This window comes from Bacillus andreraoultii (assembly GCF_001244735.1).
Lineage (GTDB): Bacteria > Bacillota > Bacilli > Bacillales > Caldibacillaceae > Caldifermentibacillus > Caldifermentibacillus andreraoultii.
This window is the reverse complement of sequence record NZ_LN868937.1, coordinates 1,511,889-1,532,030: the sequence shown is the minus strand read 5'-3', so window position 1 is coordinate 1,532,030 and position 20,142 is coordinate 1,511,889. Positions and strand designations below refer to the sequence as shown.

The following is a 20,142-nucleotide window of genomic DNA, read 5'->3' as shown; positions in this document are numbered from 1 at the left end:
ATCCGTAATTATAATGATAGGAGAACTTTTATATTTCTTCAACGGAAAACTATGATGAATTGATTATATAAAAACAAGACAATCTCCCAGAAAGACGGGAAATTGTCTACTGTTAACTTTATATTGAATTAAACCCAGCCTCTGAATCGGCAAGCTTCAGCCATTTTACGAACACCAACCATGTATGCTGCCAATCTCATGTTAATTTTACGGGAAGCAGATGTATTATAAACATTTTCGAAAGCTTTAACGATAATTTGTTCTAGTTTCTTTTCAACTTCTTCTTCCGACCAATAATATCCTTGGTTATTTTGTACCCATTCAAAATACGAAACAGTAACACCACCGGCAGAAGCTAATACATCAGGAACAATTAATTTCCCTCTATCAGTTAATATTTTTGTTGCCTCTAGCGTTGTAGGGCCATTTGCTGCTTCAACAATAATTTCTGCTTTAATATCGTGTGCATTCTCTTCAGTAATTTGGTTTTCAATCGCAGCTGGTACAAGAATATCACAATCTAATTCTAGTAATTCTTTATTGGATATTGTGTTTTTAAATAGATTTGTTACTGTTCCAAAACTATCTCTTCTGTCAAGAAGATAATCTATATCTAAACCATTTGGATCATATAAAGCGCCATGTGCATCGGAAATACCAATTACTTTTGCACCTGCATCATGCATAAACTTCGATAAAAACCCACCTGCATTTCCAAAACCTTGAACAACTACTCGTGCACCTTTTAAGTCAATTCCACGTTTCTTAGCTGCCTCACGAATACAAATCGTGACACCTTTTGCTGTAGCAGAATCACGTCCATGAGAGCCACCAAGAACTAATGGTTTACCCGTAATAAAACCAGGTGAGTTGAATTCATCAATATGACTATATTCATCCATCATCCATGCCATGATTTGTGAATTTGTGAATACATCCGGAGCTGGTATATCTTTCGTCGGACCAACTACTTGACTAAGAGCTCGTACATAGCCACGACTTAACGCCTCTAGCTCACGGATGGACATTGTCCGTGGATCACAGATGATTCCACCTTTCCCTCCACCATATGGTAAGTCAACAATACCGCATTTCAAACTCATCCATATTGACAATGCTTTAACCTCACGTTCTGTAACGCCCGGGTGAAAGCGGATTCCTCCCTTTGTAGGACCAACTGCATCATTATGTTGTGCTCGATATCCTGTAAATACTGTTGTTGTTCCGTCATCCATTTTAACTGGAATTTTAACTGTAATCATACGGAGGGGCTCTTTCAATAATTCGTATACATCCTCTGAATACCCCAATTTATCAAGTGCTTCGTGAATAATTGTTTGAGTCGATGATAAAACATCATTTTTCATTTCTGTATCCATATGCTCAGGACCCTGTTGGGTGGTCATGTGTAAACCTCCTACCATTAACTGTAACAATTTCTTTATTCAAAACTAAGTATACACTGAATTTTACATAATGCAAGAAAAATGAAAGGGGTTTATTCATTTGCTAGTAACACCCCACTAAACTGGTTGTACAAAAGATTAATAGTGAGCCACATGGACTGGCTCGACTATATTTTAAAATACTCAATGATTTTTTCAATCGCTTCCATATTTAAAATACAATTTCCATATTCTTTAATATAATAAATCGTTTCTGAAGAACGTTCACCGTAATCAGAGATAATTGTATTCGTCATTTTAAGTTGGTTTTCATCTTCAATTGTTAAATGTAAGTAATAATTATTTTTATAATGGTAAAGTGAGCCCCCATCCAAAATCGACTGCATTCGATGAGCAAATTGGATTACGTTTTCAATATCAGGAAAACGATAAAATAGTTGAAAATGTCTTTCTGGTATATTCCACCATTCAATCGAATAAAACGAATATGGATCATAATCAAATACATCTTCGTCATCTAACGTAAAGGAAACAACCATCCCTTGTGTTTGAAGAGCATACACATCGATAACTATTGTTGCATCAAAAAACTTTTCAAATTCCTCAGAAGCTTCATCTATCATCTCAAAAAAGAGTTGATGCCATTTTGTCGTGTTATATTCGACATCTTCTTTTGTAAAGCCACGTTCCGCTAACTCTTCAAAGGTTAGAAATATGTTAATCTGGTTTCCACCAACTCGTTCCAACCGCATATACTTAGCCTCCTGACTCTTGCAGCACTCCTAATGCATCTTATGAAATCAATCGTAGTAATGTTCTCATATAAAATGATTTTCAAGAGGCAGTTCTTATTTGTTTTCATGATATAGATTAATATCATATTTCTTTTTCATTACTTCAAATACAAGATGCCTTTTTTCCCAAGCTTTCCCTTTCCACAAATCAGTACTTTTATCAATAATTTCACATCTTAACGCATGGTATTCCTTTTCGTACTTGTCTACTTTCTTTTTTAAAACATTCATATATCCTAACAAGCCAAAAATAAAGAAAAGGTAGAATCCGTTATTTGGAAGAGATAAATATGCAGAAAACATATCTTCAGCTGAATAGGAATAAGGGATGTAGACTGCAATGTATAGATACACACCGTAAACAACGAAGGCAAAAATAGTTGTCCATATAATGAATAGGTGACGTTTTTCATATTTATCAAACTTATATTTTCGTTTAATGACATTTTGAAGCATTTCTCTTGTTGCTTCATCGGTCCAATTTTCCAAGTTTCTTATTGTTTCTTCCACTGAACACTCACCCCTATACATTCTTTAACATAAGGACTTCAAACAATCCTCACGGGACACTTTATTATAAAAATATGGGCAAGCATTCAAGGTTATTCTTAATTTTATAAAATATTATAAAAGCATTAAAAAACAGGTAAAGAAACACCTACTTTATATATATGAAACGGTTACTTACCATCACTTTGGTCCTTTTCAAATTCAACATGCTCAAAATATTTACTATCCTCTACTTTTTTAGGTTCATTTTTAAAACTAATAACTTGATAATAATATAATAGTCCTATTACAAGGGGTAACAATAAAAAAATGGATACTAAAATTGTTATTAAAGGAGTTTGCTTTTTTCCTTTTTTCTTATCCTGATCTGCTTTCTTTCCTCGCTGTTTTTTTGCTAATTTTTCACTTTCCCGTTTTTTTCTTTGATATTCACTTCTTGTTGGCAAATTAGAAAGTGTCGATTCTTTCTCTTCATATCCTTGAGACATTTCCCTCAAACTTGCTGCCTGATCTTGTTGCTCCATAGCCAGCCACTCCCTTAGCCGTTTATTCCATCTCTGTGTTAAAAATGAGATGTAAAAATAATCAATGATTTGAGCTTTACAATTCAATACTTAAGATTCGAATGGTTTTGTCGAGTTTGTATAATATATGTAAAGGCCTAATAAACAATCAATGATAAAATGCATAAAAAACGTAACTGCTAAATTTTCGGTCCATTCGAAAATAACCCCAATAAATAGACTTAATAAAATAATTTCGCTCAACAGAAATTTATTGAATAAGTATCGATAATGAACGAGCGCAAATATAATACTTGCAGTTAGCAAACCAAACTTAGTTTGCAAAACTCCTCGAAATAAGAATTCCTCACAAAATGCAACGATAAGTGTAATAAAAATAATGTTTAGAACTCCTCGATTTTTAAATATTCGCTCATTAATGCCACCATCATCAAAGTAAGAACTAGGTAAATATTTCATCATTATGAGGTCAACACTAACAACAAATATCCCAGCACCGCCACCGATAACTAAAATCTGGGTCATTTCTGTAAAATTAAATAAATGAAAAACATCAAATATACTTGGGAACAATATAAAGGCGAACAATAAGCCAATACAAAAAATCATAAATTGAGATAAATAAAAGTTTATCATTAAATCCCGATCAGATAACTGGTCAATTAAGTCTTTTTGGCGATTTTTCAAATTCCTTCTCCTTATTATATATTAAAAATATCTGCTAATCTCATTTTCCAATCTACTAACTCTCTCTTTTTACTTGTTTCTTTTTTTAATACATACTCATTAAAATTAACCCCGCAATAATCACAACAATTATCGATTTTCCCAGACTTCCTTTCTTCAAAATAAGAAAGTAATTTATCCCTCCGGCAGCCATCATATAAAATCCAATTCGTCATCTCCTGTAGTTTGTAATTCTTCATTGCAATTCGTTCATCAATAAAGTTTTGTAATTTTTCTTTAAACTCATGATTATTTTCACTCTGTTGATTAAATTTCCATAAAATACGCCACTGCACATCGGTGAATCCTTCGGGTATATCTAATTTTATATTTCTCTTGTCTATGACGTTTCTCATTTCTCCAAATTCCTTCAAGAAATAATCGATTTGCATATTAGTCGGATATTCCATATCAATAAGTTGTTTTTGGATAAATATATCATCATTTGCATATAACATAATGGCAATGCTGTTATTCCCGTCACGACCCGCACGTCCAATTTCCTGTAAGTAAGATTCTAAGTTGATTGGTGGATGAAAATGAATAACATATCGGATATTTTCCTTATTTACACCCATTCCAAAAGCACTAGTTGCACACATAACAGATAAATTGTCATAGAGAAATTGCTGTTGTAATAAAATTCTTTTATCCTGTTCGACTCCTGCGTGATAAGCCGCAGCTGGTCCGAGACCTCGTTCGTTTAATTCATTCGCTAATTCATCAGCTAGTTTTTTACTTGAAAAATAAAGAATTCCCGGTCCTTTTAATTTTTGAACGAAATCAAATAATCGCTGCTTCTTTTCCTCGTAATTTTCTACCTTTACAACTTGTAACGCAATATTTGATCGATCCATGGAATAAATATATTCAGCGACATCTTTCATATGTAAGTATTTTTTTATATCCTCTTGTACATCTTTACGAGCTGTAGCTGTCAAAGCTAGTGTGGCAGGGTTTCCTAGTTCATCACGAATTCTGCCTAATTCTAAATAATCTGGTCTAAAGTCATATCCCCATTGAGAAATACAGTGAGCCTCATCCACAACGAATAAAGAAACTTTCATGGATTTTAGTAAATGTAATATATATTTATTTTGTAACATCTCAGGTGAAACGTATATAAATTTATAATAGTTTATATTATTCAGTACATATTCTCGTTCTTCGTTTGATAAAAATGAATTTATGGCTACAACCCTTTTTTCGCCACGCACCTTCATTTGCTCTACTTGATCTTGCATTAATGATAGTAAGGGGGAAATAATAATTACAGATCCATCCATTAAATAGCCAGGCAATTGGTAACAAAGTGATTTCCCTGTACCTGTTGGTAAAAGTGCGAGTGTATCACGTTCGTTTAAGACGGATTCAATGATTTCTTTCTGTCCTTTACGAAACTTTGTATATGAAAATTTTTTATAAAGTATATTTTCTAACTTCATACTTTCACCTAATTCGTTATATTAAATTCGGAATATTTAGATAATGTTAGACGAATCGCGAAATAATCTACATCCGTTAACTGCTCTTTTATCTTTTGAAGTTTTCTTGTCTGTAATCGGTTCGCAATCGCAATGATTTGTTTTTGTCTATCCAGTGGCACATATTGATTTATTGAAAAGGAAGAAATTTTCAATGTAATTTCAACGATATGGTCTTCAATTGTATTTCTCTTTAACCTCCGCAACTTTGCAATTTCTTCTATGGTCTTGCCATTTCTTAACAATTGATAAGTCAGTTTTCCTGAATTCGTTAATTCATGTTCCCCAAGTTCATTTTCAATTAAAGAAACAAGCAGTGGAAAGTCACTTCTCTCATTCCAAATAGTGTCTATCATGTAATGTAATGTACTTCGAAAAGCTAATAAATAATATATCTCATCCATTGATATTTTTTCCGCTATTTGTGATGAGGTATAACCTGGATTTTTATATCCAGTAAATCTCCAAACAAGTAAATTCGGTTGTTCATTGTTGTCCTCACTTTTTTGTAAAATCGTATATAGTTCTTTGTAAAAAGATAGAGCTAATTGTTTCTTTTCATACGAGTTGCTTTTTTCTATTAGCCAATGCTTTATCAACTTTTGAGTAGCATAATCTCTTTCAATTGGGTAAAATTTTCTTTCGTTTCGTAACCAATTTGAAAAAATTTGCACTAAAAGGGTTATTCTTTGCCAAAAGGGATTTTCCAAACGATAAAAATCCCATCCATTTAAATTTAAGGGAAGTGGCCTCTTTATTAGAACTTGATTTAATTGGTTCTTTCCTGCATTTGTCACAATAATTGATTTATGATTAAAAGTTATGTATCCTAACTTTTCCAAAGTTGTAACCGACTTCGTAAATGCATAATCAGACAGTTCTGGTAACGTACCAAATAAAGCTTTTAATGAGTACCAAACCGTATCTTGAATCGTTTGAATTGATTGCTTTCCTTGTAACATATATTTTATTGCATTAGTCGATCGTTCACCTTTATATCGGTTAGCACAGTATAATATTAAAGTTGAAAGATAATCCATTCATCTCACCACCTTTTATTTTAACACGATTTTTCGTACATGAGGACTTTGACCCGATATCAACATCATTATTATAAGCAATCATTTCTTTGTCGAAATATGCCATAAAATTGTCACGAAATAACATTTGTTGTGTATTTTCATGTTATTTCTATTGAAAAGTATTATATAGAGATTTACAATTAAAATGTTGTCCTATTCTTGGGTTACAATTGCCGCATATTATGACAACATTGATTTAAGGAGGGTTTACAAATGGCAAAATATACAATTGTAGACAAAGAAACATGTATTGCATGCGGTGCCTGTGGTGCCTCTGCTCCAGATATTTACGACTATGATGATGAAGGTATTGCATTTGTCATTCTTGATGATAATACTGGTACAAGTGAAGTACCTGAAATATTAGAAGATGATATGATGGATGCATTCGAGGGATGTCCAAGTGATTCTATTCGCGTTAGTGATAAACCTTTCGACGGTGATCCTAATAAATTCGAATAATCTATTATATAGTAAAGGGCTGACACTCAAATGAGTCTCGGCCCTTTTCTTATCTTTAATCGGTTATATTCTTCTAAATAACGTATTTTGTTTTTGAATCCAATGTTGCATTTTTAAAAATAAACCATAAAATACAATAGATAATAATATTCCCTTTAGCAAGTTAAATGGGAAAATAAACCGTACGATTACTTCATTCTTTAAATGGAAATCAAGAAAATATCCATACATTGGTAAAAAGACTAAGTAGTTTAAAACACTCATTACTACTGCAGTAATAACACTTGCAGCACCTAATGCAAGAGTTAAACCTTTTTTCGTTTTTAATTTTATATAAATATAATAAGTGGGAAGAATAAAACAAATACCCGTTACAAAATTAGCAATATGACCAACTGGAACACCTGTTTCACTACCTGTCGATAATAAATCTAAAATATTTTTTAACAACTCAACTATTACACCAGCAAGCGGCCCCATAATCATCGCTGCAATTAATGCAGGGATATCACTAAAATCAATTTTTAACCACGTAGGAAACACGGGTAATGGGAAATTTAACAACATAAGTACATAAGCGACCCCACTTAGCATACCAATTGCCACAAACGATTTAACTTCATATTTTTTCATTTCTACCTCTCCTTTTTTGTGATTCACCACAAAGAAAGAAGAAGAATCAGCTTCGATTCCTGCAAAATATAAAACCCCGAGGACAAATTTCCCCGGGGGCAATATCTGAAGGTATCATAAATAAACGTTCAGAATAATAATTACAGAACGAATCGAAACCTCCATCTTCTCCCATCCAGACTGTACTGTCGGCTTTGGAATCTCACCAAATCCTGTCTAATAAATAGACTCGCGGGCTAAAGGTTTTACCTTATTACCGCCGGTCGGGATTTTCACCCTGCCCCGAAGATGAATCTAAATGTATTTTTTAATAATATACAATATATCTCCTCATATGTAAAGCGATTTAATTGTTATCTAATCAAAATGAATGCTTAAACGATTGACTTCAGTTGATTTGTTTAATTGTAATTTCTTGCCCGGGAATGATTCTTTCACTTTTTAAACCATTCCACTCTTTAATTTTTGTTACAGTTGTTTCATATTTGTTTGCAATATCCCATAATGTATCTCCGCGTTTAACAGTATGGTTACGTTTGCCTTGTTCCATATCAATTTCTTTTGTCACTTCCACATCTTTACCATTACTTGTTCCTGCTTGTACATATTGACCGACATCACCCATCCCAAAAAGTCGCGTTGGATCAAGGGAATTTTCTTTTGTAATTGTCCACTCATTTTTATGTATTTCAAAATGCAAATGGGGACCCGATGATTCACCAGTATTCCCCATCAAACCAATGATTTCCCCTTTTTTTACGTGTTGACCTTCTTGAACTTTCCGATCAGATAAATGTGCATAAACAGTTTCATAACCAACTTTATGTTTAATAAAAACGACATTTCCATATGTATCGGAATAATACGATTTCGTAACTTGTCCATTATCAACGGAATAAACTGGTGTTCCAATAACTTCAGCTATATCAATACCTTTATGTTGTCCACCTCTTGTACCATAAGTATCAGTAATTACACCATTTGCTGGCCAAATCCAGCCTTCCCCCCCTTTTTCAAGTCCTTCTGCTTTAGCGATTGATTGTTTACTCCCAATAATTAAGAAGGTAATAATAATCACCATAACGATTCCAAGCAGCAGTCTTTTTATATATTCAACCATTGTTTTCCTCCTTGAAAATAGTTCTTACTGATTCCTATTTTTTTATTAAATTATTCGAGTACCCTGCTTGTCCAAAAAATGACATTTAAAAGACATTACAATATTATGTAACTTCTCCCATATTTTATTCAACAAATTAAAAAAAAGACCCAATAAGGATCTTTGAAAAAACTCATTTTAAATTGTTAACTATTTTATATTGTTCCGTATGAAACAAGATTTCTCGCCAAAATATTACATAATTATTCATCTTTCATCAGGTAAAACAAAAACAAAGGTCGTTCCTTGTCCAATATCACTCAGAACCTCAATTGTACCGTGATGAGCATCAATAATATTTTTAGCAATAGCCAACCCTAAACCAGTACCTGATCTTCCCCTCGTTCGCGCTTTATCAGCTTTATAAAATCTTTCGAATACAAACGGAAGGTCTTCAGCAGGAATTCCGGTTCCGGTATCTGTAACTGAAATTTGTAGCCCCTTATCAACCGAATTTGCGCTTATATAAACAGCCCCATTTTCTTCTGTATGTCGTATTGCATTATCAACTAAATTTGTTAATACTTGTTCAATTCGATCTGGATCAAAAATATAATCGTCGTATTTCGTTTCTATTTGTGCTTGAAGTACTACTTTATTTTCCTTTGCAATTCCTGTGAACTTTTTTGCAATTCTTTCAATATATGGTTTGATTTCGACATTTTCTGTATAAAGCCTCATTTGACCGGATTCTAGCCTAGCTAAATCTAATAGTTCATTAACAAGTCTTCCCATTCGCAATGATTCTTCGTTAATAACTGTAGCAATTTCTTTTCTTTCTTGTTCACTTGATGCAATATCATCCAGTAAAGCTTCACTATAACCTTGAAGCATCGAGATTGGTGTTCGAAGTTCATGGGAAACATTCGCGATGAAATCTTCTCGAAGCTTGTCTAGTTTTCGTTCCTCGGTCATATCGCGTAAAACAGCAACAGCGCCTCTTATTGACTGTTCATCGAATTGTGGCGTCACAATAACAGTCCAATATTTATCTTGAAAATCAATCTCACCAATTTGCTTATTACCTTCTGTAACAGCATGATTGATTAAATCTTTTAATTTTAACGGGATTTCCTCATCCGTATTTGCACCCCGTTCTTTCTTCCAAGCCTTTAACAGTTTTTCTGCTGGCGGATTCGTTAAATAAATAACCCCATCTTTATCAAATGTAATCACACCATCTGCCATGCTACTTAAAATATTCGAAAGCTGTTCCTTCTCTTGTTTTAGTGCAGTCATATTAATTTTTAATTGTTTCCGCATTTGGTTAAAAGTTACCGCTAATTCACCAATTTCATCATGCGTTAAAATAGGAACCTTTACATCAAATTTCCCTTTCGCTACCTCTGCAGCCGATTCTCGCATCTTTCTTAAAGGGGCAGCAATCCTGGAAGATAGGAAGAATGCAAAAACGGTCGTCAATATAAATGCAATAATGGCAGACCAAGAAATTATTTCATTTGTTGCCTTTATCGTATCATTCATTACATCTAATGACTGGTAAATAAACACTGCACCATTTTTATTCGAATATTTATCTAATGGAACACCTACCATTAAAACTTGATCATTTTCATCATGATTGGCCGGAGTATTAATTTCCTTTTTTACACTTTGATTTTTAGAAAATACTGTATTAAATTGTTTATCATTGTAAAAATAAGTAACAGGAAACCGTTTCTTATCATCTTCATTCGAATAGTAAACATGATTTTCGTCAGTGATAATAATAGCCTCTGTTACATCGTCAAGCAATTCCCACGCAACTTCAAGGCCAAATTCTAAATCATCATGCCGCTCTAAGTTCACAGCAATTTTAGATGCTGTATTTGTCAACGAATCGGTAGCTCTTTCAACAATTAAGCTATTAAAAAACTGTAAACCCAGTAAGGACAAAACAACGAGAACGACTGCGACAAGTAATAGGATTGTTGCCCATAATTTCCCAACGACACTGTTCCATTTCATTCATGAACAACCTCAAATTTATACCCTACTCCCCAGACAGTAACAATCATTTTTGCCGCTTCCTCAGAAACTTTACTTAATTTTTCCCTTAATCTTTTCACATGTGTATCAACGGTACGTAAATCACCAAAAAATTCATAATGCCATACTTCTTTTAATAAATGTTCGCGATCAAACACTTTGTCAGGTGTTTTTGCTAAGAAATATAATAAATCATATTCTTTAGGTGTTAAACTAACTTCTTTCCCTTCAGCCACAACTCTGTGGGCGTCATGATCAATGGTTAAATGTGGAAAAACAAGGATGTTTTTTGCAGTTGTATCGGTCTGTAGAAAACCAGTTGTACTCGACCTTCTTAATAACGCTTTCACACGTAAAACAACCTCTCTTGGACTAAATGGTTTGACGATATAATCATCCGTGCCAACTTCAAATCCTTGTACACGATTCGCTTCCTCACCTTTAGCTGTTAACATGATAACTGGTGTTGCCTTCTTATCACGGATTTCACGACACACATCAATCCCGTCTTTACCTGGTAACATCAGGTCAAGTATAATTAAGTCATAATCATTTTGAAGTGCCTTTTCTAATGCTTCATTTCCTTCTTGTGCCTCATCAATTATATAATTTTCTCTCTCTAAATACATTTTCAACAATCTTCTAATTCGTTCTTCATCATCAACAATTAATATTTTTACGTCTTGTTCCATGGGACTTACCTCCTTAAAAATATTGTACAAAAATCGACAACATTTTTCTATATATACGGGACAATAAAATCGTTTCTAAAAAATATCTTGATAATCATAGTATATATGTTTCAATAGAAAAAGTCTCCAAAAACAGCAAATGGAGACGTTTGAAATTTGACTAATATGTAACATACAAAAGGAATTATTCATTAAGTTGCTACAAGTATTTTACTATATTAATAAAATTTATTCTCATTATGCTCACGAAATAGTAATAAAACGCTCACACATATGCGTGTAGACCAGCAATAATCAAGTTAACGAAAACAAAGTTAAACATAATAATACCGAAACCAATAACAGCGAGCCAAGCTGATTTTTCACCATGCCACCCTCGTGATAACCGTAAATGTAGAAATGCCGCATAAAACAACCAAGTGATTAATGCCCACACTTCTTTCGGATCCCAAGCCCAAAAACGGGTCCAAGCAATTTGCGCCCATATCATTGCAAACACTAATCCTCCAAGTGTAAAAATAGGGAAGCCAATTAATACCGAACGATAGCTAATTTCATCGAGAAAATCACCATTAATTTTATTTACAAATGGTTGTAATAGTTGTGAAGTTCGTTTTCTTACAAGTAATCGTATTAAAATATAAAAAAAAGAACCTGCAATAAAAGACCACAATACTGTGTTAAACTTTTGAGCATCAAAAATAGCGGGCAATTCTACTAATGGCTCCATCTTTCCTGGTGATAACAGTTGCCATTCGTTTAATCCAAAAATTGCGGGAAGTTTATAAATAGAAGTAACAATCTTTCCTTCTTTATTAACCCATTCAAAACTTGCTTGATACTTAAGTATCGAGAAGATTGATGTAACGATAATGTAGCCGAGAACAATATGGATAAAATATAAGATTGTTTCAAGAAAAAAGCCTTTTATAGGACTATTAAATTTATCTATATATTTAATTAGATAAATTAATCCAGCAATAAAGCTAATAGAAAGAATTGCTTGACCAGCTGCAGTTGTCATAACATGTATTGGCAACCAGTAACTTTGTAAAGGAGGAATTAATGGTGTAATGTCTTTTGTAAACATACTACCGTAAGCAATAATGATTAAAACAATAGGCAAAGTAAATAACCCAAGGGTCGCTGAGCGGTAGATGAAATAAATAATAATGAACGCACCAACCATCATAATGCTAAAAAAGGTGGAAAACTCAAACATATTACTTACCGGAGCATGACCACCAGCAATCCATCTCGTTATAAAATAACCAATTTGTGAAATAAAGCCTAAGCCTGTTAATGCCATTGCTATTGTTCCACTGCGTACAGGTTTATTGTTATACGGACTCCCTTCTAACCCTTTTTTTTGCCGAATTGCACCACCAAAAAATAAAATGGCTACTAAATATAAAATAAATGACAGGAACAATAACTTACTGCTTAGCTCAACCATTTACATCCACCCCTTGTCCAATGTTTCCATCCTTTGTCTCTCTCTCGGCTGTTTGATCAATTGGTATCGGTATATTTGTACCGCTTACAATTTTTTCAATTTCCTTCAAAAAGCCGTACCAGTTTTTATTCGTATGTCCTGCAATGTGTAATAGACCCTCTTCTTGTTTTAACCATATTCTTCGATGATACCAGAATGAACCTTGTGCAACCCCTATCAAAAATATAGCTCCACCTAAAGCAATGAAAGGTAATGTTAAATCTTTTCTAACGGTTATCCCTGAATAATTTACTGTATCTACATTTTTAAAAGACATTTTATACTCATTTTCACCCATCGGCTCAATCGTTTGTTGAATGGCTGCAAAACTCACTTCCCCTTCTGGCCTATCAGGGGTAATCATTTTAAAAGCAAAAGCTGGATTTAACGGTTTACTTGATTTTGTTTTTGGAACACCATCACTAATCTCAAAATCTGGAAAATAGCTTAATAACTCAACAGTATAGCCGTCTGATAAATGATAAATCTTCTTCGGCTCTTCTAAATCAATCGTCACATCACCAAATTGTTCACCTGTTTTTTTATTCATTAAAGTAAACGTCATTTTTGTCATTTCATTTAATTGATAACTTGATTGATAAAGGGAAAACTGATCAAACTTCAACGGTTTATTAACTTTAATCTCATAATCTTTTACCTTATTCAACTCTGGTTCTTCACCAGGTAATGATGCCTCTGCTTTATAAAGTGTCACGTTAGACTGGTAATTTTTTACAACTCCACCTTTTTCCTTTAACGCCGCTTTGAATACTTCCCCGTCTGATTCATCATAAACTTCCATAATAAATTGATGATTAGTTAAATAATATTCCTTATCTGTTCCCGGAATTACTAATGTCTCTCCTTCTTTTATCCATAACGCTTCATTGACATACAAGCCAGGAACAAATCGAAGCATCGCGCCAGCTAGAAAAATAATTAATCCAATATGATTAATATAAGGACCCCATCTTGAGAATCTTGCTTTCTCCGCCAGTATGTTTCCATTTTCTTCCCGTATTTTATAGTGCTTTTTTTTTAAATGTTTCTTGAATATTTGTAAATCGTTGTCTGTTAACTTTATTTCACTGTTATTATAAAGCCGTTGTCGATTCAAAAAGTTAACATTTCGGGTAACCCTTTGATTTTTCAATGCTTTATACAACGGGATAACACGATCAAGACTACAAATAACTAGTGATGCTCCAATTGAAGCAATTAATAATAAATACCACCAAGAACTATATAAATGATGAAAACCAAGCAGATAGTATATCTTTCCAAAAGCACCATAATGTTCCTCGTAATAGTCGCTTATTGCGCCCTGTATTGAAATATTTCCTTCTTGTGGTAAAATTGTTCCAATGATTGAAGCGATGAGTGTAATGATAATTAAGGCAACACCAACTTTTACTGAAGAAAAGAAATTCCATATTTTATCAATTATCGTTTTTTTATATGTTTGTGATCTTCTTGCACTTCCTTCATAACGCATATCTAGTAGTCTATTTTTCTTATTTTCTTCAACTAAAACTTTCCCACATGCTTCACAAAGAATCGTTCCATGGGGGTTTACATGTCCACAATCACATTTTACTTTTTCCATGACCATCCCCCTACTCTGGTTTTATTTGATTCATGTAATCCGCAATCATATCCTCTGTTAATGATTGTTCGATATAATCAACAACTTTTCCTTCAGGACTAATTAAAAAAGTCGCCGGTAAAGGGTAAATACCGTATGCTTTTTGAACTTCACCATTATCTACGACGATCGGAAACGATAAGTTATATTGATTAGCAAAGGTTTCAATTGCCAAATCAGTTTCTCCAACATTTACAGCAATAATTTCTACACCTTGATCTTTAAATTTCTTATATTGATTATCCATATAAGGCATTTCTCTTTTACAAGGATCACAAAATGTTCCCCAAAAGTTTAAAAAGACACCTTTTCCTTTGAAATCAGATAATCGGTATTTGCGCCCATCCAAGTCCTCTAGTACAAAATCAGGGGCTTGTTCACCAACTGTAGCTATTTTTCTATCATTCTTTGTAAAATTTGCATATAAAGTAAATATAATTGCAGCGGCTAACACGATTAGAATTACTGTTCTAAGAACGAGTCTTCTTTTCTTATTCACTTGTACCCCCCCACGATTATTTATGTTTTTTCAGTAATAAAACTGTTTAAATTTCCTCAATTTTTCTGTTATTTTATCGTGCTATTATGTAAATGGTTTTTACCAGCCGCACGATTATCATGCAGCTGGTTGATTCTTATAAATTTGCCGAGCCATTATTTGCAAGTGCAAGTAATCTTTTTATTTCATGTGGCGTAAGCGGTCTATGTTCTCCAGCATTAAGTCCTTGTAATGTTAAAAATGCAAGCCGTTCCCGTTTTAATTTCATTACAGGGTAACCTATATGTTCAAACATACGACGAACTTGTCGATTTTTCCCTTCATGAATCGTAATCTCAATAATCGCGGTTCCTTTTTTTCGATCACCCGATAAAAATTTCACTTGTGCTGGTTCGGTTAGCCCATCTTCCAACTTAACACCACGCTGTAACTTCTTTAGATCCTCTCTTGTTGGAATTCCTTTTACTTTTGCTACGTACGTTTTATCAATTTGATATTTAGGATGGGTTATAAGATTTGCAAATTCACCATCGTTTGTCATTAATAATAATCCTGAAGTATCGTAGTCTAATCGACCGACTGGATATATACGGCTTTCCACGTTAGGAAATAAATCAATGACCGTTTTTCTATTTTTATCATCATTAACAGTCGATACGACTCCTCTTGGTTTATACAGTAAATAGTATACTGGCTCCTCTTGTTCAATCTTGATTCCGTTCACTTCTATTTTATCTTTTGAACTGACTTTTACCCCAAGTTCAGTAATGACTTTTCCATTTACAGTCACTTTCCCCTGTTTTATTAACTCTTCTGCTTTCCTTCTTGATGCAATACCTGCGTGTGCAATTACCTTTTGTAATCTTTCCAAATAAAAAGCACTCCTTTAATAAGAATCGGTAATACGATGAAAACGGATGTATATCTATTATACATATATTTATCTTTCATGCGATTGTTTTTTCCTTGTCTGAATTATGCCATAACTATCTTGTGAAAACAAAGGAAACACTCTTACACCCAAATCGAAAAAAGACTGGATAAAGTCAAATTCCCAGTCTATCTATATAATAAAAATAACGTACTTCGAGAGTAAAAATCAATTCATTCCGAAAAATAATGTGACGACAATAATACTAGCAATATAACCAAGTAAGTCTGCGATTAAGCCTATTTTTAATGAATCCCCCATTTTCTTTATCCCGACAGCACCGAAATACACGGTCAATATATAAAATGTAGTATCTGTACTTCCTTGCATGACCGATGCGAGTCTACCAATAAAAGAATCAGGTCCATAAGTTGCAATTAGATCGCTCGTTACACCTAAGGCTGCATTACCAGATATTGGTCTGAGTATCGCAAGCGGAACGATCTCAGCAGGAACACCAATCCATTCTAAAATAGGTCTCAATAAACTAACAAAAAACTCCAATGCACCTGATGCGCGAAAAATAGAGATTGCTACTAACATACCAACTAAAAACGGTATAATTGAGATGGCGATTTTTATTCCTTCTTTACCACCTTCCACAAATACTTCATAAGTTGGTACCTTTTTCCACGTCCCATGTATTAAAATAAAGCCTATTAAAATTGGTATAATCCATAACGAGATTTTCGAGATGATTTCCATTATTTCACCCGATTTCTATTTTTTCGATTGTACAACATTCGGTCGATTATTATTGCACAAACCGTTGCGAAAACAGAGGCAATAATGGTTGGGAGTACGATTTCTGCAGGTGATGCGGAATCATAATTCATTCGGATGGATAGTACGGTCGTTGGAATAATCGTTATACTCGCTGTATTAATAACTAAAAATGTAACCATCGACCTCGAAGCCTCATTTTTCCCACCATTTAACTCTTTTAATTCCTCCATTGCTTTAATACCTAAAGGAGTAGCCGCATTTCCGAGACCAAACATATTGGCAATCATGTTCGATAATATATATCCCATTACTGGATGATCATCCGGAATATCTGGAAAAATCTTTTTTACAATCGGTCTAAACACATTGGAAAGTTTATCTAGCAATCCTGATACTTGTGCAATTTTCATCAAACCTAACCAAAAAACTAAAACACTAATAAATCCGATACATAATGTAACAGCATCTTGTGCCCCTTGAAAAATCGCTTTATTCACTTCATCCATCGTCCCATTAAATAAAGCAAAAACAATTCCAACAATAATCATCATTACCCATATCAAATTAATCATATTTGCCTAACCCCTATGATTGATCCAAAGATTTGCTTAAATTGATCAAAAAACGAGTTTTTTGTCTCTTCATCACTTTTGTAATAAATAGGCATTGAATGAATGGCTTCATCTTTGAAATAGATTTCTGTTTTTCCGATAATTTCTGGTATTTCATCACGATTTTGCTTCCATGATTTTTTCGGTTTAATTAAACGGTACTTCACTTTAAAGAAATCTTTTTCTTCTTCACTTATTGGATACACATAATCATGTGCGATTTGAGCGTGGTCTTTATATACTTTATTTTTCACTTTTTCAATCGGCCCGTGCGGAACAACAACATGGTAATCATACTGCTCAAATACATACTCAAACATCTGAATATGTTCCGTCCAATCCGTTTGAGAAGGTGTATTTAATGTCACCGCTATTAAGTCCATTCCATCCTTAGATGCTGTCGATACTAATGTTCTCTTTGCACGTTTTGTGTAACCTGTTTTTCCACCCGTTGAATATTTATATAGCTCTGTAAGAAGTCGATTTTTGTTTGTCCATTTTCGTTGCCACTGACTATCTGGATTTGGTGCGTAATGAACTTTTGCGGCTGAAATTTTACGAAACTCATCATTTTGCATCGCATATTTTGTTAAAATGGCCATATCATAAGCGGTTGAATAATGTTCTTCGTGGTCATCTAACCCATGTGGATTAGCAAAATGAGTATTTTTCATACCAATTTGTTCTGCTTTTTCATTCATCATAAATACAAATCCTTCTTTACTTCCCCCAACATGTTCTGCTATCGCTACCGCAGCATCATTTCCAGAACGAAGCATAAGACCATAGACGAGATCTTCTAGCTTGATTTTCTCACCTTGTTTCAAAAATACAGATGATCCTTCAGCACGAACAGCATTTTCACTTACTGTTACAACTTCATCAAGCTTACCTGACTCAATGGCAATGATTGCTGTCATAATTTTAGTAATACTCGCTATACGTCTTTTTTCATGAGCATTTTTTTCAAAAAATACACGTCCTGTTTTTTGATCCATTACAATAGCACTATATGAATTTACTCCTCCAATTGGACTAGCAGAAGTATGTATCGATGAAAACATGTTTAGAAATAATGAAATGAAAACGATTATAATTAGGAACCGCTTGATGCTTCTCCACATACTTGTCCATCTTCTCCTTTTAAGTTTTGTACAAGTTTATGGTTGTACTTTTTAACTTATGATAAAAAAGTATAAAAAGAAAAAAGGTTCAAGTATCACACGTATACTTGAACCTTATTTTAATTTCTCGAAGAAAAGATCTGCTTCTTCTTGCGTTATGTCATTTTCATCGGTTTCAGGCAAAGGAGGTAGTTCTTTCAAATCTTTTAAACCAAAGTAGTCTAAAAATTCTACTGTTGTACCATACAAAATTGGACGGCCAGTTCCTTCAGCTCGTCCAACTTCTTGGATTAGTCCTTTTGCTGTTAACGTTTGGATTGGACGTTCTGTTTTCACCCCTCGAATATCTTCAATCTCAGCTCTTGTAATTGGTTGTTTATAAGCAATAATCGTTAAAGTTTCCAACGCGGCTTGAGATAATGTCGATGAATTCGGAACTTCTACTAATCGTTTCAAATAATTTACGTATTCTTTTTTTGTTGCTAGTTGGTAAGTACCTGCAAATTGAACGATTGTGATTCCTCTTTGCTTATTCTTTTCATATTCCTCTTGTAACAGATTTAACAGTTCCAAAACTTCTTGTTCAGGGATTTCCATCACATTTGCCATTTGCTTAAGTGACAACCCTTCATCACCAGCAGCAAATAATAAACTTTCTAAAATACCAAACGATGGTTCCTGGTTCAATTTCATCACCTTCTTATTCCATTCCTTTTGCAGTTAGCCATATATCATCAAAGTTACCCATCTGTTGAATGAAAATTTGATTTCTCTTCAACAATTCGAGAATTGCTAGAAAGGTTGTTACTATATTACTTTTATCTGTATAAGGAAAAAGATCATAAAAATTCATCCAGTCTGAAGCATTTTCCAGAACTTCATACACTTCTTCCATTCGTTTTTCGATTGAAATTTCTTCACGGGTAATTTTAGTATGGAGTGGTTTTTGTAATCTTTGTCGACGCATTAATTTATGAAAGGCACCTAACATATCATATACAGTTACAGTTTTATCCGTATTCGTCATTGCAACTTGGGAAGAGTACTCGGATAAATCACTCGGTGGCTTTGTATAAATTAAGAGCCGATTTGCTTCTTTTTCTTTCAATTTAATCGAAGCTTCTTTATATTTGCGGTATTCAATTAATCTTGTCACGAGCTCATCACGGGGATCTTCTTGGAATCCTTCTTCGTACATGCCATCTTCATCGATTGCTTCATTATATTTTGGAAGTAACATTTGACTTTTTATAGCCAAAAGAGTCGCAGCCATTACAAGGTACTCACTGGCTACATCAAGTTCCAATTCTTGCATCGTTTGTATATATAATAAATACTGTTCTGTTATTTCATGCATTGGAATATCATATATATCAATTTCCAATGTTTTAATTAAATGTAAAAGTAAATCCAATGGGCCTTCAAAACCAGCTGTTTTAAAATTCATCAACATATTTGTACTACCACCATATTAAATTTTCATACTTAGTATAGATAGTATAGAATAAACTCGACTATATTCCAATATAGACATTTTAAGTGAAAGGCACTATTTCAATAGAGTCACGTACTAATTTATATAAAATTACTCGTTTAAGCTAGAAAAAAAGCTGTTCCCGACATTCGCCTTATCCATTTAGATAAGAGACA

The 20,142-nt window shown here is 33.6% G+C and carries 21 protein-coding genes and 1 riboswitch; of the genes, 1 reads left to right on the top strand and 20 read right to left on the bottom strand.

Annotated features, from left to right (window positions below):
• Positions 1-128 precede the first annotated feature (128 nt).
• The 7 genes from BN2144_RS12495 to BN2144_RS12465 all read right to left on the bottom strand — a co-directional run bounded on the left by BN2144_RS12495 (position 129) and on the right by BN2144_RS12465 (position 6,484).
• Positions 129-1,379: a Glu/Leu/Phe/Val family dehydrogenase gene (locus tag BN2144_RS12495; RefSeq protein WP_407638071.1), complete on the bottom strand. Its 1,251-nt coding sequence runs from the start codon at positions 1,377-1,379 to the stop codon at positions 129-131.
• A 194-nt stretch (positions 1,380-1,573) separates the two neighbouring features.
• Positions 1,574-2,158 carry an adaptor protein MecA gene (locus tag BN2144_RS12490; RefSeq protein WP_033828525.1) on the bottom strand — a complete coding sequence of 195 codons (585 nt, stop codon included), beginning with the start codon at positions 2,156-2,158 and terminating at the stop codon, positions 1,574-1,576.
• Between the two features lie 96 nt (positions 2,159-2,254).
• Complete coding sequence (locus BN2144_RS12485) at positions 2,255-2,710, bottom strand: YpbF family protein (RefSeq protein ID WP_033828524.1); 456 nt, start codon at positions 2,708-2,710, stop codon at positions 2,255-2,257.
• Between the two features lie 170 nt (positions 2,711-2,880).
• A complete protein-coding gene (locus tag BN2144_RS12480; protein ID WP_033828523.1) occupies positions 2,881-3,234 on the bottom strand; it encodes a hypothetical protein in 354 nt (117 codons plus the stop codon).
• Between the two features lie 90 nt (positions 3,235-3,324).
• Entirely contained in the window at positions 3,325-3,921 is a 597-nt protein-coding gene (locus tag BN2144_RS12475; RefSeq protein WP_033828522.1) for a CPBP family intramembrane glutamic endopeptidase, read from the bottom strand.
• Between the two features lie 14 nt (positions 3,922-3,935).
• Positions 3,936-5,405 carry a RecQ family ATP-dependent DNA helicase gene (locus BN2144_RS12470; RefSeq protein WP_033828521.1) on the bottom strand — a complete coding sequence of 490 codons (1,470 nt, stop codon included), beginning with the start codon at positions 5,403-5,405 and terminating at the stop codon, positions 3,936-3,938.
• Positions 5,406-5,413: 8 nt separating this feature from the next.
• Positions 5,414-6,484: a YpbB family protein gene (locus BN2144_RS12465; protein WP_033828520.1), complete on the bottom strand. Its 1,071-nt coding sequence runs from the start codon at positions 6,482-6,484 to the stop codon at positions 5,414-5,416.
• Positions 6,485-6,739: 255 nt separating this feature from the next.
• Here BN2144_RS12465 and BN2144_RS12460 point away from each other — a divergent pair, with 255 nt between their 5' ends.
• On the top strand, positions 6,740-6,988 hold the full coding sequence (locus BN2144_RS12460) for a ferredoxin (RefSeq protein ID WP_033828519.1): 249 nt from the start codon (positions 6,740-6,742) through the stop codon (positions 6,986-6,988).
• A 63-nt stretch (positions 6,989-7,051) separates the two neighbouring features.
• Here the strand turns inward: BN2144_RS12460 and BN2144_RS12455 are convergent, their stop codons facing one another.
• The 13 genes from BN2144_RS12455 to BN2144_RS12395 all read right to left on the bottom strand — a co-directional run bounded on the left by BN2144_RS12455 (position 7,052) and on the right by BN2144_RS12395 (position 19,945).
• A complete protein-coding gene (locus tag BN2144_RS12455; RefSeq protein ID WP_033828518.1) occupies positions 7,052-7,621 on the bottom strand; it encodes an ECF transporter S component in 570 nt (189 codons plus the stop codon).
• 159 nt (positions 7,622-7,780) lie between these two features.
• A riboswitch (FMN riboswitch) is annotated at positions 7,781-7,915 on the bottom strand.
• A 94-nt stretch (positions 7,916-8,009) separates the two neighbouring features.
• Entirely contained in the window at positions 8,010-8,741 is a 732-nt protein-coding gene (locus tag BN2144_RS12450) for a peptidoglycan DD-metalloendopeptidase family protein (RefSeq protein ID WP_033828517.1), read from the bottom strand.
• 246 nt (positions 8,742-8,987) lie between these two features.
• Positions 8,988-10,748, bottom strand: coding sequence for an ATP-binding protein (locus BN2144_RS12445; RefSeq protein WP_033828516.1), 1,761 nt, complete (start codon positions 10,746-10,748; stop codon positions 8,988-8,990).
• Positions 10,745-11,461 carry a response regulator transcription factor gene (locus BN2144_RS12440; protein WP_033828515.1) on the bottom strand — a complete coding sequence of 239 codons (717 nt, stop codon included), beginning with the start codon at positions 11,459-11,461 and terminating at the stop codon, positions 10,745-10,747. Before BN2144_RS12440 ends, BN2144_RS12445 begins: the two co-directional genes overlap by 4 nt.
• A 265-nt stretch (positions 11,462-11,726) precedes the next feature.
• Entirely contained in the window at positions 11,727-12,917 is a 1,191-nt protein-coding gene (ccsB, locus tag BN2144_RS12435; RefSeq protein WP_033828514.1) for a c-type cytochrome biogenesis protein CcsB, read from the bottom strand.
• Positions 12,910-14,562, bottom strand: a complete 1,653-nt coding sequence (gene resB, locus BN2144_RS12430) for a cytochrome c biogenesis protein ResB (protein WP_033828513.1) — start codon at positions 14,560-14,562, stop codon at positions 12,910-12,912. Before resB ends, ccsB begins: the two co-directional genes overlap by 8 nt.
• A 10-nt stretch (positions 14,563-14,572) precedes the next feature.
• A complete protein-coding gene (resA, locus tag BN2144_RS12425) occupies positions 14,573-15,100 on the bottom strand; it encodes a thiol-disulfide oxidoreductase ResA (RefSeq protein ID WP_033828512.1) in 528 nt (175 codons plus the stop codon).
• Between the two features lie 136 nt (positions 15,101-15,236).
• A complete protein-coding gene (locus BN2144_RS12420) occupies positions 15,237-15,971 on the bottom strand; it encodes a pseudouridine synthase (RefSeq protein WP_033828511.1) in 735 nt (244 codons plus the stop codon).
• Positions 15,972-16,199: 228 nt separating this feature from the next.
• The gene (locus BN2144_RS12415) at positions 16,200-16,736 is read right to left on the bottom strand and encodes a spore maturation protein (RefSeq protein WP_033828510.1); all 537 of its coding nucleotides are present in this window, start codon (positions 16,734-16,736) and stop codon (positions 16,200-16,202) included.
• Complete coding sequence (locus tag BN2144_RS12410) at positions 16,736-17,329, bottom strand: nucleoside recognition domain-containing protein (RefSeq protein ID WP_033828509.1); 594 nt, start codon at positions 17,327-17,329, stop codon at positions 16,736-16,738. Before BN2144_RS12410 ends, BN2144_RS12415 begins: the two co-directional genes overlap by 1 nt.
• The gene (locus BN2144_RS12405) at positions 17,326-18,492 is read right to left on the bottom strand and encodes a D-alanyl-D-alanine carboxypeptidase family protein (RefSeq protein WP_033828508.1); all 1,167 of its coding nucleotides are present in this window, start codon (positions 18,490-18,492) and stop codon (positions 17,326-17,328) included. The genes BN2144_RS12410 and BN2144_RS12405 overlap by 4 nt, the downstream gene beginning before the upstream one ends.
• Before the next feature lie 114 nt (positions 18,493-18,606).
• Positions 18,607-19,179, bottom strand: coding sequence for an SMC-Scp complex subunit ScpB (gene scpB / locus BN2144_RS12400; RefSeq protein ID WP_407638024.1), 573 nt, complete (start codon positions 19,177-19,179; stop codon positions 18,607-18,609).
• Between the two features lie 13 nt (positions 19,180-19,192).
• Complete coding sequence (locus BN2144_RS12395; RefSeq protein WP_033828506.1) at positions 19,193-19,945, bottom strand: segregation/condensation protein A; 753 nt, start codon at positions 19,943-19,945, stop codon at positions 19,193-19,195.
• Positions 19,946-20,142 lie beyond the last annotated feature (197 nt).

Coding starts and splice junctions, on each gene's coding strand:
- BN2144_RS12490 (WP_033828525.1), bottom strand. CDS start 2,158: ATGCGGTTGGAACGAGTTGGTGGAAACCAGATTAACATATTTCTAACC.
- BN2144_RS12405 (WP_033828508.1), bottom strand. CDS start 18,492: ATGTGGAGAAGCATCAAGCGGTTCCTAATTATAATCGTTTTCATTTCA.
- resB (WP_033828513.1), bottom strand. CDS start 14,562: ATGGAAAAAGTAAAATGTGATTGTGGACATGTAAACCCCCATGGAACG.
- BN2144_RS12480 (WP_033828523.1), bottom strand. CDS start 3,234: ATGGAGCAACAAGATCAGGCAGCAAGTTTGAGGGAAATGTCTCAAGGA.
- BN2144_RS12440 (WP_033828515.1), bottom strand. CDS start 11,461: ATGGAACAAGACGTAAAAATATTAATTGTTGATGATGAAGAACGAATT.
- BN2144_RS12455 (WP_033828518.1), bottom strand. CDS start 7,621: ATGAAAAAATATGAAGTTAAATCGTTTGTGGCAATTGGTATGCTAAGT.
- BN2144_RS12395 (WP_033828506.1), bottom strand. CDS start 19,945: ATGTTGATGAATTTTAAAACAGCTGGTTTTGAAGGCCCATTGGATTTA.
- ccsB (WP_033828514.1), bottom strand. CDS start 12,917: ATGGTTGAGCTAAGCAGTAAGTTATTGTTCCTGTCATTTATTTTATAT.
- BN2144_RS12410 (WP_033828509.1), bottom strand. CDS start 17,329: ATGATTAATTTGATATGGGTAATGATGATTATTGTTGGAATTGTTTTT.
- BN2144_RS12470 (WP_033828521.1), bottom strand. CDS start 5,405: ATGAAGTTAGAAAATATACTTTATAAAAAATTTTCATATACAAAGTTT.
- BN2144_RS12465 (WP_033828520.1), bottom strand. CDS start 6,484: ATGGATTATCTTTCAACTTTAATATTATACTGTGCTAACCGATATAAA.
- BN2144_RS12495 (WP_407638071.1), bottom strand. CDS start 1,379: ATGGATACAGAAATGAAAAATGATGTTTTATCATCGACTCAAACAATT.
- BN2144_RS12415 (WP_033828510.1), bottom strand. CDS start 16,736: ATGGAAATCATCTCGAAAATCTCGTTATGGATTATACCAATTTTAATA.
- BN2144_RS12445 (WP_033828516.1), bottom strand. CDS start 10,748: ATGAAATGGAACAGTGTCGTTGGGAAATTATGGGCAACAATCCTATTA.
- BN2144_RS12450 (WP_033828517.1), bottom strand. CDS start 8,741: ATGGTTGAATATATAAAAAGACTGCTGCTTGGAATCGTTATGGTGATT.
- BN2144_RS12460 (WP_033828519.1), top strand. CDS start 6,740: ATGGCAAAATATACAATTGTAGACAAAGAAACATGTATTGCATGCGGT.